Annotated in this window: 8 protein-coding genes; 6 read left to right on the top strand and 2 right to left on the bottom strand. The window is 72.3% G+C overall.

What is annotated here, in order from left to right; translation table 11 throughout:
• The first annotated feature begins 56 nt into the window (after positions 1-56).
• Both M8J74_RS33230 and M8J74_RS44875 read left to right on the top strand, forming a co-directional pair.
• Entirely contained in the window at positions 57-662 is a 606-nt protein-coding gene (locus tag M8J74_RS33230) for an RES family NAD+ phosphorylase (protein WP_249839998.1), read from the top strand.
• The gene (locus M8J74_RS44875; RefSeq protein WP_249839988.1) at positions 662-4,993 is read left to right on the top strand and encodes a CHAT domain-containing protein; all 4,332 of its coding nucleotides are present in this window, start codon (positions 662-664) and stop codon (positions 4,991-4,993) included. Before M8J74_RS33230 ends, M8J74_RS44875 begins: the two co-directional genes overlap by 1 nt.
• A gap of 27 nt (positions 4,994-5,020) precedes the next feature.
• On the opposite strand, the gene M8J74_RS33220 is transcribed toward M8J74_RS44875, so the two are convergent.
• A complete protein-coding gene (locus M8J74_RS33220) occupies positions 5,021-7,012 on the bottom strand; it encodes a caspase family protein (protein WP_249839987.1) in 1,992 nt (663 codons plus the stop codon).
• A 260-nt stretch (positions 7,013-7,272) separates the two neighbouring features.
• Here M8J74_RS33220 and M8J74_RS33215 point away from each other — a divergent pair, with 260 nt between their 5' ends.
• The 4 genes from M8J74_RS33215 (at position 7,273) to M8J74_RS33200 (ending at position 12,309) form a co-directional block, all read left to right on the top strand.
• Positions 7,273-7,749: a hypothetical protein gene (locus M8J74_RS33215; RefSeq protein WP_249839986.1), complete on the top strand. Its 477-nt coding sequence runs from the start codon at positions 7,273-7,275 to the stop codon at positions 7,747-7,749.
• Positions 7,750-7,804: 55 nt separating this feature from the next.
• Positions 7,805-9,598, top strand: coding sequence for a hypothetical protein (locus M8J74_RS33210; protein WP_249839985.1), 1,794 nt, complete (start codon positions 7,805-7,807; stop codon positions 9,596-9,598).
• Positions 9,599-10,227: 629 nt separating this feature from the next.
• The gene (locus M8J74_RS33205) at positions 10,228-10,680 is read left to right on the top strand and encodes a hypothetical protein (protein WP_249839984.1); all 453 of its coding nucleotides are present in this window, start codon (positions 10,228-10,230) and stop codon (positions 10,678-10,680) included.
• Between the two features lie 54 nt (positions 10,681-10,734).
• Positions 10,735-12,309: an AAA family ATPase gene (locus M8J74_RS33200; protein ID WP_249839983.1), complete on the top strand. Its 1,575-nt coding sequence runs from the start codon at positions 10,735-10,737 to the stop codon at positions 12,307-12,309.
• A gap of 251 nt (positions 12,310-12,560) precedes the next feature.
• On the opposite strand, the gene M8J74_RS33195 is transcribed toward M8J74_RS33200, so the two are convergent.
• Positions 12,561-15,221 carry a hypothetical protein gene (locus M8J74_RS33195; protein WP_249839982.1) on the bottom strand — a complete coding sequence of 887 codons (2,661 nt, stop codon included), beginning with the start codon at positions 15,219-15,221 and terminating at the stop codon, positions 12,561-12,563.
• Positions 15,222-15,259: the final 38 nt, after the last annotated feature.

The raw sequence follows: 15,259 nt of genomic DNA, 5'->3' as shown, positions 1-15,259 counted from the left end.
CGACTCCCATGCCCAACTCCCGCCCACCCGGCGCTCTGCCTGGCGCGCCCGCGAAGGTGACCTTGGCCGGCGGAACCGACCTCTTCCGTCTGCACTCGGCGACCCGGTCCGGTGCCGACTTCAACCACCGTCCTGCGCACCCCTTCTACGGAGGGGGCCGCTTCGACGCGACCGACCTCGACGGCTACGGCTACCTCTACGCGGGACTGACCCCGGCCGCCGCGGTGTGCGAGTCGCTGCTGCGGTCGGTGCCTTTCGACCCCGACGGTGGGCCACGGCTGCTGCCGCGGGCCACCGTCCGCGGGAAGCTGCTCTCCTTTCTCCGGCTGACCACCAACATCGCGGTGCTGCCCCTGGTGACGGGACGGGATCTGGCCGCGGTCGCGCAGGACGCCTGGCTCGTGCAGGCGGAGGCAGCCGAGTATCCGTTCACCCGGCACTGGGGGCACTGGATTCGCGCGCACACCGCGCCTTGGGCGCAGGGTTTGCTCTGGCCGTCGAAGCGTGAACCGGCAGATCGGGTGACCGTGCTGTTCGCGGACCGTCTGCAGGCCGGGGCGCTGTCGGACCAAGGGCTTCCCCCGCTGGCCCTGGACTCGACCGAGGGCGGGGAGTGGCTGAACGCCGTGCTGGAACCGTACGCGACCAGGATGGCACCGTAGTGTCCGGGCCGGATGCATTCACGGACGGGGTCACGGGCAAAGCCTCCGACGACCTCCTGGAGGCACTCGCGGTCCCCGCCTTCTCGTCCGATGATGCCTGGGAACCGAGTGCCGCAGCGTTGCGCGCCGAGCGGGCCGGAGTGCTGGAGGCGATGGCCGGCCTGCACGCCCCCGAGGCCATCGACGACGCCTGGTCGGTCGTCGCCGCGTGCAGCTACCGGTTGGCCCTGCTCGAGGAGGCCGAGGCGGGTGACGTCCGCACGGCCGTGCAGGATGCCGAGGCCCTTTTCGCCCACGCCGACCTCACCTGCGCCGCGTGCGCCGGTCCCGCCGAGTCCCTCGATGCGGTGGGCGGTCACACCTGTGCCGGGCGGGACACGCACATCGCCTGGCAGTACCGCCGGACCGGCTATGCGCACCTCCTCGTCATGCTCGCCGCTATGGAGGACTGCCCCGAGCACCTGGACCGTGCCCACGGCCTGCTGAGTGCCGTCCTGGAGAGCCCGGCGGCCGTCGGCCCGGGAGATGGCGGACCGGACGGCTCCGGCGCGGGCGACGAGATCTTCGTACAGCAGCTGATGGCGAAGGTGTGCGCCCTCCGCTACTGGTGTGCCGCCGCAGAGGAGGCGGAGCCCGGCCTCTGCGGGCGCCGGGCGCTGCTCGACGAGGCGATCCGGCGCTGCGAGAGCGTCCTTGGTCTGCTCGGCCCGGACGACCCGGACGGTGCCCAGGTTCACGCCGATCTCGGGGACCTGCTGCTCGACCGCTGCATCGCCACGGGGGATCCGGAGGACCTGCGCGACGCCGAGCGGGCGGTCCGGCAGCTGCGCACCGCGCTGGCCGCCGGGGACCGCGACGACGGCTTCGTACTGAACGGTCTGGGATGGGCGCTCCTGCTCCTGGGCCGCTGCCGGGAGGACACCGACCTGGTGCGCGAGGCGTTGGACGTGATGGCACGGGCCCGCTCGGCGGGTGCTCCGCTGCCGGACGAGGAAGAGGCGTTCGCGCGGTGCCTGCTGTGGAGCACGACACACTGCAACGACCGGACCCAGGCACCGCTCGTCGAAGCCCTGGTGGAACCACTGCTCGACACCGCCGACACCCTGGATGAGCTGCCGCCGCACTACATCGACGTGTTCGCCCGGGTGCTGTACGAGCAGGCGGTCGCCCGCAACGACGACACCGGCCGGGACCGCTGCCTCGCTCTAGTGGAACACGCCCTGGAACACTGGGACGAGGAGGACGACGGGGACCCGTCGGCCGCGCTGCTGACCCTGTCCTCCTGTCAGCTGACCCGGTTCGGCAACGACCACGAGCCCGCCCGGCTGTTCGCTGCCCGACAGCACGCGGAGCGGTTGGCTCGGCGGCCGGAGGCGATCCCTGGGATCCGCCGCCTCGTGCTCTGCGTGGCCGCCGCCGCCCACAACGAGCTCGCCCGACTCGGCCTGGCCGAGCCCGACCCCGAGCGGACCGAACTGTTCGTGCGGGCCTACCAGGAGACGCAGCGGGAGATCGACGAGGGCACGACGTTCGTCAACCACAACACCTGGGAGGTAGGGGCGCTGGTGCACGACGTGGGCGGCGCCCACCGGCTGGCCGACGGTTTCGCGGAGGCGTACCGGCGGTGGCGGGCCCTGGATCGCGCTGACCCCCAGTACGCCATGGGCGCGGCCGCGATCCTGATGCTCGTCGCCGACCACGAAGGGGACAGCCCCGCGGCCGCTGAGCAGGTGCAGGAGCTGCACGCGGCGGCCATGGGCGCGCTGGAGGATGCCGACTGGCAGGCCACCGTGGGACTGATGGCCGGGACCGCACGGCTGAGAGGGGTACGCGGGGCCGGGTCGCGGACGTCGTACGAGGCCGCACTAGGGCATCTGGACCGGGCCAGAGCGGATCTGAGCGGCTCGGAGGGCTCGTCGGGACGGACCGCCGACCAGGTGTCCATGGTCCGGGCCTGGGCGGTACTGGGCCGGGGGGCCGCCCTCGGTGGCGTCGACGACATCGAGGAGGCACTGGCCGGACTGCAGTCGCTGCGCACCAGCCCCACTTTGACCGGTTACCAACGAAACCGTCTGGACGCACAGATCGCCCTGCTGAGCGTCAGGCGCGCCGTGGCCCTGGGCGATCTCGGGATGGCCGACCGCGCTTTGCGCGCGCTCGGCGACGCCTACGCCGCGACAAACCCGGAGGACCCGCACCGTATCTCCGTGTGGAGCAGCCTGGAGAACGCCCGCACCGAACGGGACGCGCTCGCCGAGCGCCTGGGGCGGCCCCGGTCCCTGCGACCGGCCGGCGCCCCCACGCCTGGCGAACTGAAGCGCATGGCGGCACGGTTACCGCCGGCACAGCATGCGACAGTTCTCGCGGACAACGGAGTGCGCTGCCTGACCGAGGCAGCCGAACGCAATGACACGCGGCGTTTGGACGAGGCCGAGGAGTTGCTCTCGGCGGCACTGGCGGTGGCCAACGAGGGCGGAGAGCAGTGGGTACGGTGCGCCTGTGCGCTCGGCTCGGCCCTGAACCTGCGGTTCCTCGCCGAAAAGAAGCCCGAGGTGCTCAACGCCGGTATCGAGTGGCTCATCCGGGCGCGCGAGAGGGCCGGCGGTCCCGAGCATCCGATGTGGGCGCTGACCGGTCTGGCGCTGGGCCGGTCCCTGCGGACCCGGGCCGACTGGTGGCGGATCACCGGCTCGCGGGCCGACGCCGACCATGCGCAGGCCCGTCTCACCGGCCTGGCGGCGCTGCGCGGTCATGCCTGGGCTGCGCTCACGCAGTCCGGTACCGACCACGCCACCGAGGTCGCCGTGCATGCCACCGACGCGGCTTTGGAGGTGGTCGAGTGGTCCATCCGGGACGAGTGTCCGCAGGACGCGGTCAGAGCTCTCGACGCCTGTCGTGCCCTGGTCCTGCACGCCGCCCTCACCTCCCTGTCGGTCCCGGACCGTCTTACCGCCGCAGGCCACCCCGACCTGGCAGCCGAGTGGCGCGGTGCCGAAGCCACGACCACCGCCGCCGCCCCGGTCCGGCAGTCCGTACCAAGCGAACTGAGACGCCGCGCCCTGACCGCCCTCGCCACCCCACCGGAAGCCACGGCTTCGCACTCCGTACCGGCACCTGCCGGCCCGCCCCCGCTCGATCCGCTGCTCGACCCGCCGTCGGTCGAGGAGATCGGGGGTGCGCTGCGGGTGCTCGGGCTGGATGCGCTGGCCTATCTCCTGGCGTCCGACGATGACAGGGGCGGTACGGCCGTCGTCGTGACGCGCGACGGGCGTGCCCACGCACTTGCGTTGCCGCTGCTGCGTTCCGGGGCCGCGCCCCTGCGCACGTTCCTTCCGGAGCGCCCGGCGGCCGGGGCGGGGCGCGATCTCGGGCCGGTGAGCCGGCCGTCCGCGCGGACCGCGCCCACGCGGCTGCGCGACCAACTCGACCGGCTGGGTTCGTGGACGTGGTTCGCGGCCGTGAAGCCACTGCTCGAAGCCCTCGGCATGCCCGAGCGAACGCCTCGCGTGGTACTAGTGCCGATGGGCGCTCTCGGCGGAGTCCCCTGGCACGCGGCCTGGGAACCGGCCGGGCAGGGGCGGCGACACTACGCCGTTCAGCGGGCCGAGATCTCGTACACCGCCTCGGCCCGGCTGCTGTGCGACCTCGCTGCCCGTCCCGCCGTCCGGCCCGACGGGCCCGCGCTCGTGGTCGGCGACCCCACCGGCGATCTGCCCTACGCCGGCGAGGAGGCCCAGGCGGTGTGGCGGAGCTTCTACGCACCGGCCGCCCACGGCGGTAGCAGCGCCGGCAGCTATCTCGGCCGGGGCGCCACGGCGGATGACGTGCTGGCCTGGCTGCGCTCCCCGGACGCCTCGGGGGGCATCCTGCACCTTGCCTGCCACGGGGTGGTCACGGAGGGACGGGGGCGCACGGCCCGGCTGTCGCTGAGCGGCGGTGAACTCTCCGCCGAGGCACTCGCCGAGACCGCGGGCGAGCGCCTCGCGCTGGTGCTGCTGGCCGCCTGCCGCAGCCATGTGTCGGGGCGCGGCCACAACGAGGCCTACACTCTGGCCACCGCTTTCCTGGTCTCCGGCGCGGCGTCCGTCATCGGCTCGCTATGGCCGGTGCCGGACGACGCCACCTCCGTCCTCATGTATCTGACGCACCATTTCCTGCGGCGGGAACGACTGGGCCCCCAACAGGCTTTGCGGCGTGCGCAGTTGTGGATGCTCGACCCGCATCGTGTGCTGCCGGACGGCATGCCGGCCGCCCTGCGGGAACGGGCCCTGGCCACGGACCTGCACGACCCCACGGCCTGGGCCGGTTTCACTCACCTGGGCCGCCCCTGAGCAGGTCATGAGCAGCGGCCCCCGGTCTCATCCGGCCTGGCCGACCCGGGGAACCACCGTGCGCAGCCGTACGGTCCTGGTGCCCCAGCCGGACGCCGTCGCCGCCGGCCCGGCGTCCCGGTGGCCGGTGGGTGCGAGCCGCCACTTCCCGTCGAGCCCCGCCACGGTCTGCCGTTCGCTCGCGCTTCCGCCGGGTCGCCAGGCCGGGAACTGGAAGGGGAGCGTGTTCAGTTCCGTGTCCGCGACGAGCAGCTTGAGCCAGTCCATGACCTGTGCGCCGGGGCGTACGGGCCGGGAGGCGGGCAGTGCGAGCCGCACCGGTTCGCCGTCCAGGGCGTACCCGCGCCGACCGGGTCCGACGAAGTCCCCCGGGAAGAGGACCGTATGACTTGCGTAGCTGTCGGTGAGGTCCACCAGTACACACCACAAGGTGCGGCGCGAGGTGTTGTGCAGGCTGATGGATACCCAGGGTTCCCGGCATCCTTCTGGCGAGTGCGCGTACGGCACGGTCAAGAGCCCGTCGGCGTCGGGTGACAGTGGTCGGCTGCCGCCCCAGGGGGTGATCTCGATCTTGACCTGACCGCTCAGGGTGGACATCGGGTGGGCCAGGTCGCGGGCTTGGTACCAGCGGGCCAGGTGGATCAGGCAGTCGGCCGCTCGGCGGGCATCCGACGCGGTGTCCAGCGGCAGGTCGGGAACGCTCGGCGTGTCGTCCGCGGGCCGGATCCGGACCCGGCCGTCGGACACGGCGGCTGTGAGACGGACCTCGGACCTCGGTGCGCCGAGCCCGAGCAGTGGGCTGGGCCCGCCGCCAGGTCCGGCGGTAGCCAGGGCCTCGCGCAGCTGGAGAGCGGCCTGCAGGTCGCCGGTGTCGTCCACTGACACGCCGACGGGCGGCAGCGCCAGTGCGGAGAGTTCGACGGGATACACCTGCCGCTCGTCGGGCGTCCAGCCGCAGGGCGTCACCAGGCAGCGGTCGGCCTGGACCGTGTGCACCCGGACGGTTGCCTTCACCGGCGTTGCGGTGCGGCCCGGCATGACGGTGAACTCCGGGCCGTTGTCCGCGCCGACCCGCAGTCCGTGGGCGGCTCCGCAGTCGACTTCCCATCCGGCGCCGCCGTACCGCAGCAGATGGGGTCCCGTCGACCCGGGAGTGCCTCCGGGGAACGGTGTGTCGGCGGGGCCGCCGGCCCCGAGGGGCGCGAGAACGGGATGTTGTCCAGGTTCGTGGGCCGTCACCCGGGCCGCCGCCGCGGCCAGGAGGTCCCGGTGGTTGAGGCGGCTGTCGGCCGGCGCACCGTCCAGGGCTTCCAGTAGGGCCTGCGTGAAGACTCCGCGGACGACACCGCCGCTCACGCGCTCGTAGGCCGACTCGTTCAGGCGGCAGGCGGCCAGCAGGACGTGCCGAGGCGGCTCGGCGTGGCCGGCTGCCGCGTCCCGGCTGCCCGGGCGGAGCCGCCATGAACGGGGTGCGGGCAGAAAGCGGGCGGCGCGCAGGGTCGGCACGGCCGTATCTGCGGCGTCGGCGGTGTCCGCCGTGTCGTTCGCGCGGGTGGCCCCGCCGGAGAAGCAGCAGTCGACGACGGCCGTGGTGGGCACGCCCCGCGCCGCGACCGCGTCGAGGAGGGCATTGAGTTCTTTGTCGAGGAGGGGGCCGTCGGCCAGGGCCAGTGCCTGGTAGCGCCCGGTCGGCTCGGTGGCGGCGTAGGTGCCGTCGAGGTCGGCGAAGTCGGTGCCGTGTCCCGAGAACCAGAAGAGGGCGCCGTCTCCTGGCTCTGCTGCCGCCAGATGCTCGGCGAAGCCTGAGGTGACGTTCGTGACGGTCGCCTCCCTGTCGAGCAGTTCCCGCACTACGGCCCGCGTCCCGAACCGGCGCGCCAGCCAGGCGCGGGCGGCGGCAATGTCGTTGCGGCACCCGTGCAGCGAGCGCAGTCCGTCCACGGTGCTGTAGTCGTCGATGCCCACCAGCAGTACCCGGACCTCGCCGGGGCCGGTGCCGACCGTCGTGTTCGTACCCATATGCCGAGTGTGGCAAGGCGGTTGAGCGGCCGGGCACGTTTTGCCGTCCCGGTTCTGGTCGTAAGCCGGTCGGAACATGGGCGTACTTCGCCGAAACAGGGACAACCGCCATGTTTTTCCGCCACACTGACGGCGCATTACTCCTCTGCTGAAGGCGTGCAGTCGAGTCGGCGCCGCGCCGCATGCCCCTTCGCGTCTTCTGCCGGGGACGTCACCTGCCAGGAGGCCGCGAGGGCTTTTGTGGGTTCATCGGGGGGATCATGAGTTCCGGAGACCGGATACGCCGCATCGTCGTACCGCCGGCGCAGCCGACCGTCGCCCGGCCCGCCACCGGACCGGCGATCACACCGCGTTGGGGGATGCAGCCCCGACGTTCGCGGGAACTGCTCCGGGCGCGCCCCGGCTCCCTGCTCCGGGCAGTCGCCCGGCTGGACGCGGAGTTGAGCGAGGACGCGTTCCGCGAGCACGCGCAGTGGCTGCGCGAGCAGTACTTGGCCGGATATGGCGCCGCACCGCTCGGTTTCGTGGCCCGCTGTCATCTGGGCCACCCATATGTGGATCACCGGCTGGCGCTCGACGGGCGGATCCTGGACCACTTCGCCGCCCGGGAGCCCATGCCGCCGCCTTTCGACGCGGCCCGGTCTCTGGCGCGCTCCGAGGCGTACGCGTTCATCGAGGTCCACGAAGGCGGCCTCCTGCTTCCCGTGCTGGCCGACGGAGACGTCGTCCGGCCCTGACCCGGTCCGCATCCCGGCAGCGGGGCGGCGCACTGCATTGAACGGAGTTGCAACCATGTCCGAAGTGAGCCCGGAGGCTGTCGCCCGCGCCGTCGAAAGAAGACTGGCGGGGCGCATCCAGGGCCTCTCCTCCCAGCTGCAGGGGGTGGAAGAGCAGGTCGACGACGTCAAGCAGACGCAGCGTCAGACCGAGAGCACCCTCCTGAACCTGCTGACACGGTTCGAGGCGTACGTCCGCAAGGACGAACTCGACAAGAACAAGCAGCTGGCCCAAACCCGCGTCGGCGAGGTCAAGGCCGACATCGAGCGCGACTTCGGCCACCACAACGAGGTGCGGCGCAGCGCGACCGGCATTCTGCAGGCCTTCGACTCAGGGCTGGTCTCCGAGGACACCGTGCGACAGATCACCGAGGAACTGATGATCAAGTCGCCGCGGTACTGGCTGGCCCCGGCCCTGGTGGGCCTGGCCGCCTGGACCGCCGACCGGCGCGAGCTGTGCGAGCAGGCCACCGAGGAGGCGTTTCGTCGGTCACCGGCGAAGACCTCACTGCTCTTCGCGCTGGTGCTGCGCCGGCAGGACCGGGCGGAGGCCTCCGTGCGCTGGCTGCGGCACTACCTGTTACACCAGAACCCGATGGCGCTGGGCCGCGAGTTCCAGGTGATCCTGGAATGCGCCTCGCAGGGCGCGTTCGGGCCTGCGGGCCGGGCGCTGCTGCAAGAGACGCTGGCGAAGTGGCGCGAGGACCTGCTGGACGACGACGCCGTCCGGTCCGCCCAGGTGAGCCGGTGGCGCGGTGAGATCGAGGGGCTGCGGGGCCCGAGCACGACGGCCGAGTTCCCGCGGCTGGCCGAGTCCTGCCCGCAGTGGGACCGACTCGACGCGGCACTGGTCTCGGCGCGGGTCCACGCCACGCTCCTCGACCGGTTCGAGCAACTGATGGCCCAGCCGACCCCGGCCTCGGACCGGCTGGAGGACGAGATCGATGCCATCCTCGACCGACTGGTCGGCGACTATGACGCCGAGGAGCTGCCGCTGCGCCGCACCTTGCTCTACCACGAGCTGGTGGTCCGGCATGACGGTGACGAGGAGGCCGCCCGCCGGGAGTCCGACCTGAAGGCACCCGCCTTCGACGAGACCCGCGACTACCTCACCGTGCAGTCGACCGCGGCTCTGGATCCGGCGTCCGTCGGTGCCTCACCGGCCGCTCAGAAGCTCGCCGTCGCCTCCTGCCACGAGTGGCTCGCGGAGGCGCACGCCGGCTTCGCGCGCGACTACCGGGCCGCGCTGCCCACCGCCGTCGACGTCAGGTTCGGCAAGGGGGGCAGCCGTACGGCCGACGGACCCGGCTTCGAGCCGCCCCTTTGGACCCAGCCGATCGCCCATGACCTGGCCGACCTCAAGCAGTCGCTACGCCGCCACTACGACCGGCACATCGCCGCCTACGTCAAGTCGCTCGCGTACGACGTGAAGAAGCAGCTCCAGATCATGCTGGCGGTGCTGCTGCCCGGCTTCATGGTGCTGCTCGCGATCAACGTGAAGTTCGCGTTCATCGCCGTGATCTTCGCCGCCGGGGTCTGGGGTGTCGTCGTCTACAACCGCAGTGAAACTGCGCGCACCGCACAGAACAACGCCGAGCAGTCGCTGAGGCGGCGCCGGGACGACGCACTCACCCAGCTGGGCGGCGTGCACGCGGAGTGGACGGACTGGCGCAAGCGCTACCGGGAGGCCGACGCCGGCGAGGCACACGCGCGGGCTTTCATCGCCTCCCTTGCCACGGCCGCCAACGGGGCCACGCCCTTCGACGGACGGGTGGTCGGCGCCAACGGGTTCACGGGCCGGGACGACTGAGCAGAGAAGGGCGATACGGTCATGACGAACGACGAGTACCAGGGGCGGCCCGGTGACCTGCCACGGTGGCGGAACCCCGGCACCGTACCGGGCCTGCCCGCCACGGGCGGCACGCCGGGGGAAGCGGCGTCGGACGCCCCGCCGGCCAGACGCCGGCAGCGACGCCTGGTGAGCGGCCTGCCAGCATGGGAACCGCTGCCGCCAGGTGAGGTCATGGTGGTACGCCCGAGGAACAAACGGTGACCAGACGCATCCAACCATTGGATCCACCACCCTCGAACGAACCCGGACGCCCGGACGCCCGCAGCCACACCCCAGAAGCAGCTGGACCCCGATCCGGATCCCCGCAAGCCGACGGGACCACGCCCGGCACCGCGGGCTCCGCCACATCCACGCCCCGCGTCCTGTGGGGGCGTAGCTGGCGCCGCACCCCGAAGGACGCCGCATCCGCATCCGGCGCCCCCAAAGCCGCGCCCGGCACTCCCGGAGGCAATGCGTCCTCCCCCCTCCCCCCGGGCCCGCGGTCTGCCCGGAGCGGCGGTGGCGCCAGTCCCTATCAGGTCTGGGCGGACTTTCTGGAGCAGTGGGCACGTGGGGACCGGCCCGACGGGGGCGCCGATCTGCCCCGGTTGGAACCCGGTGACCTGCCGGTCGACGCCTGGCAACGGCTGCTGGGCCAAGTTCGCGGCGCGGTCGAGGAACGGCTGCAGAGAGGACTGGACGCACTGGTCCGGGAGGTGAACGCCGCCGGGGACGAATTCACGGCGGGTCGGGCCCTGACCCGGGGCCGCGTCACACTGCGGGCCGTACGGACCGTGTTGCGTCATCCCTGTCTGCCCGAGGACTTCCGAACCCCGGTCCTGCAAGCGGTCGACGACCAGATCCGCACTCTGCAGGACACCCTGGAACAGGGGCTGGACCAGCGGCTGGCCGCGGGCGACGACCCACGCGCGGTAGAGGCCCGACGACGCACCTACCGGGACAACCCGCTCACCGCGGTCCTGGACGACCCGGCCGAAGGGCTCCCTCCGGCCCCTGCGCCGCACACCGGTGGACGCCGCCGGATCATCCGGCCCGGTTGACCCGCCGCCACCGGACCGCAACCGCCCCTCAGGACACGGCCCCGAAAGCAGAACATGTCGAACTACGCCGCCAGCCAGCACGACCTGGACCGCTACCTCACCGCCCGCGTACCGGTCATCGGTCTGCGGACGATCGAGCAGCAACGTGCTCTGCGCATGGTCAAGGAGGTCGCCGGCCAGCCACGGCGCAGCGGCCAGCAGTTCTGGATCCACACGCGGGCCACCGGGCTGCGCGATCTGCGCACCAGCTCCTCCGTCCTGGACGACCGGTCGTTCACCGGGGCCACCGACTTCGCCGCTGCCCAGTTCGCGGTGCGGCAGCAGGCGACGCTCGTCCTCGTGGACCCCGGAGACGTGGAGTCGGACAGCCCGCTGACGCGCGAGCTGGCCGAGCTCGCCCGGATCGCCGACGACAACGCGGGCTGTGTCGTGCTGCTCACCGACAGCCCCATCTGGAGTGGTCTGCAGCGGCTCGGCATGAGCTTGCAGCTCGATCTGCCCGATGCCGACGAGATGCACGGGATCATCGGTGACTTCCTCGACGCCCACCACGGTGTCGTCCCTGTGCACTGGAGCGGGGACGACGTGCGCCGGGCCGCGGAGTTTCTGCGGGGCGTCACCGAGGGCGAGGCCGTCAACCTGATGGCGACGCTGGTCGCCAAGGGATCGGTGGAGGCGGACGACGTCCTGGAGCTGGCCCGCTCCAAGGACCGTATCTTCAACGATCTGGCCGGCCTGGAACGGCTCACCCTCAAGTCCGAGGACTACGCGGTGGGAGGCCTGAGCAGTCTGCGCGACTGGCTGGAGCGCAAGCACCGGTTGATGCACACCGACCTGCGAGGCACCGGTCTGCGCCCGCCCCGGGGCGTATTGCTGGTCGGGGTGCCCGGCTGCGGGAAGTCGCTGTCCGCGAAGGCCATCGCTCAGCAGTGGCAGCTGCCCCTGTACCGGCTGGACATGGCGAGCATCCACGGCCGTTATCTGGGCGAGTCGGAGAGCCGGATGCGGGAGGCGCTGCAAACCGCCGACCGGGTCGCCCCCTGCATCCTGTGGATCGACGAGATCGAGAAGGGGCTGGCCGGAAGCCACGACATCTCCGGAGTGAGCCAGCGCGTCATCGGGCAGTTCCTCTTCTGGCTGCAGGAGTCGGACTCCCGTGCCTTCGTGGTCGCGACCGCCAACGACGTCCGCAGCCTGCCACCGGAGCTGCTGCGCAAGGGCCGCTTCGACGAGTTGTTCTTCGTGGACCTGCCGGACGAGACGGACCGCAGGGAGATCATCGAGCTCTACTACCGCCGCTACGTCAAGACCGAGCCGGAGCCTGGACAGATCGACCGTCTGGTGGACCTGTCGGAGGGGTTCGCCGGCTCCGACATCGAGTCCGCCCTGCACGACGTCGGAGCCGAGGTGCTTCTCGGCGGGGGCGCCGACCGGCTGAGCCCGTCGTTCATCGAGGACATCTTCGCCAACACCGCGCCCCTCATCCGCAGCAATCCCGAACAGATCGAGGAAATCCGCGCCTGGGGCCGCGAACGCGCGGTCCCCGCCGGCCGCCCGGCGCACGGCACCGGCCCGATCGGCTCCCCCAACCGTCACGGCCGCCGAGTGGTCCTGCTCGGCGACGACTGAGCACCCACGGGCGCGGGACCGCCGTCCGCCCAGACCCGCACGGGCCCGGAACGTCCGAGCCGTTCCACACCTGCGCATGCCAGGACAACCAAGTCGCTCGTCTGGCGGACGTCTGACGACGCGACGAGGGCCCGCCCGGTCCGCGCAGGAGCGGTTCATCAGCCGCTCCAGACGCCGGTCCGGAAGCCGCCGCACGACAGCGGCAGTCCGGTCGCCCACCGCGTCCGGCAGGCCCGTCATGGGTGTCCGGCTCACCGTGGGCGTCCGGCCGTGTGCGACCGGGTGTCGTCGTGCGGGTTCTCCAGCCAGGCGAGCCGGTCCACGAGACGGCGGTAATTGTCTGCCACCGCGGTGTGTCCTGCGGCCGCCAGCCGTTCGAGGGCGGTGTCCCCGGTCAGCAGCGCCTCGCTGAGCAGCACCGCCCGGCCCGCCTCCAGGGCCCGTATGGCACCCGGGACGTCACCAGCACGCAGATACGCCTCGGCTGCGTCCGCGGGCAGCCGGTCGGCGATCCTCAGCCAGCTCTCCCGGTGCGGGCGCATCCCCTGGCCGCGGTATGCCGTGCGCAGGGCGTCGAGACCGAACCGGTAGGCTCCGGCCGCCTCCGGCCACGCCTCGCGCGCCGTGGCCCAGCTCCCCCAGTTGCGCGCCGCCTCCAGGGCCCAGCGCGGCCCGCGCTCCGCCCCCGACCGGCACGCCTCCTCCAGCGCCGCCGCGGCGGCCAGCCGGTCGTCCTCCGCCCCGGTGAGACCGTGCAGGTCACGCAGGAAGCAGCCGAGGTTGTTCAGCCGCAGCGGACGGTTCGGGGACGCCGGGAGTGTCGCACCGACCGCCTCCCGCAGCAGGGAGATCGCCTCATCCAGGTCCTCCCGGCCGCCGCTCAGCCGCCAGCGGCGCCACAGCGCTCCCCCGGCGTTGGCGGCGATCCGGCCTCGTTCCGGCGCCGACGCGGGCAGCAGTTCCAGGGCCTCGGCATGGGCGGCGAGACCCGTGTCGAGGTCGTCCGGGTCGGCGTCGCGTTCGTAGCGGTCCATGAGGGCGTTGCCGAGGTTGTCGAGGAACACCGGCCGGTCAGGTGTCGTGCGACCGGCCAGGGCGACTGCCGTGTTCAGCAGGGCGATCGCCTCGTCCAGGTCGTGCGGGGCGTCGAGATGCTGATGGCGCTCCCGCACGGCGTTCGCCAGGTCGTTGAGGGCGCCGGCGCGGCCCGGAGCGCCCGTGGGGAGCGCGGCGAGTGCCTGGCGGTGCAGGGCGAGCGCCTCGTCGAGGTCCACGACCGAGCCCGTCGCGCCGAACCGGTCGAGCAGCGCGTTGCCCAGCCCTTGCAGCGTGTCCGGCCGCCGGGAGGCGCGCGGCGGCAGCAACCGCAAGGCCCGGCGCAGCGCCGCCACGGCCCGCTCCAGGTCGTCGGCCACCCCGGTGGACTCGTACCGCAGCCGCAGGGCCTCGGCCAGGTTCTCCAGGTACAGCGGGAGGCCGGGGGCCTGTTCAGGCGTGGCCGCCACCAGCTTTTCCAGCTGGTCCAGGGCGAACGCCAGGTCCTCGGGGTCCCCGGTGCGTTGGTGGCGCCGGATCCTGCCGCGCGCACGGTTGTTGAGGTCCGCGGGACCGGGCCGCTGGGGGCGCAGTTCGGCGACTGTGTCGAACAGGCCGACGGAACGGTCGAGATCTGCGATCTCCCAGGTGTGCTCGTAGCGGTACGCCAGCGCGATCGCCAGAGCGGTCAGCCTGCCGGGCAGGGCCGGGGCCGCCTCGTCGGTCAGATCGGCGCATCGCTCCAGACAGGTCACGGCCCGCTCCAGGTCCTCCTCGTCGCCGTGGTGCAGATAGCGCGCGGTGAGTACCGTGCCGAGCGTGTCCAGACACTGCGGCAGCAGCGGTTCGGGGCCGTCGAGCAGGTCCACCGCGTGCGCGGCCGTCTCGAGGGCCTCCTCCAACTCGGCCGGGTCCGCGTCGCGTTCGTAGCGCTCCAAGAGGGTGCGGGCGAGGTTGTTCCACAGGTGCGGCGAACCGGAACGGCCCTGGGGACGATCCGCGGTGGCGGCGCGCAGCAAGACGGTCGCCTCGTCCATGTCCTCCGGGTCACCTTCCTCGTGATACCTCCGGATCAGCGCGTTCGCGAGGACACCGGCCTGCCGGGGCCGGTCGGCGGCGCCGGCGGGACTCGTGTCATGGGCCCGCTGTGCGGCATGCACGGCGTCGGCCAGATCGGCGGGTGAGCCGTGGCGGGCGTGGCGCTCCAACAGGGCGAGGGCCAGATTGGCCTGCCGCAGCGGCAGGTTCGGAGATCCGGCGGGCGTAAGCGCCACCGCCCGTGCGCAGCCCCCGGCCCAGGCATCGAGATCGGCCGGGTCGCCGGCACGGTCGTAGCGGTGCATGTGGGCGGAGGCCAGATTCGCCACGTGCAGCAGGTGGTTGGGATCCTCGGCGGCGCCGTACAGGACGGCACGCGCGTGCAGTTCCAGGGCGCGGTCGAGCAACGCGGGTTCGCCCTCGGCGTCGTACAGGTCCGTCAGGACGAGACCGAGGTTGTCAAGGACCGTGGCATCCTTTGGGGACAACTCGGCAGCCGCCTCCAGCACCTCCCGCGCCCGTTCCAGCAGATGCTCGTCCCCCGTCTCGTCGTGACAGACGCGCAGGCAGTTGCCCAGGTTGTTGAGAGAGTCGGCGTCCCGGACAAGCCGCACATACGTCTCGTGCGTCTCCAGTGCCTCGGCGAGCACCGCGAACTCACCTTCCGCCTCGAAGAGATCGAGCAGTGCACCGCCCAACTCGTCCATATGCGCGGCGACATGCTCCTCCTGCGCCAGCGCCCGCAGCAGTTCGACGGCCTCGCGGGCTGCCTCCACATCGCCCGTCTCGGCATACCGGTCACGTGCCCGGTACGCCGCCTCGGTCCGGTCGTCGGTCACGGGCACTCCCTCTCGGACGCTCGACTCACCTCCTCAGT

Source organism: Streptomyces panaciradicis (genome assembly GCF_023516615.1).
In the GTDB taxonomy this organism is placed as follows: domain Bacteria; phylum Actinomycetota; class Actinomycetes; order Streptomycetales; family Streptomycetaceae; genus Streptomyces; species Streptomyces panaciradicis.
Note: the sequence above shows the minus strand (reverse complement) of the source record. Positions and strands in the feature narration are given on the sequence as shown.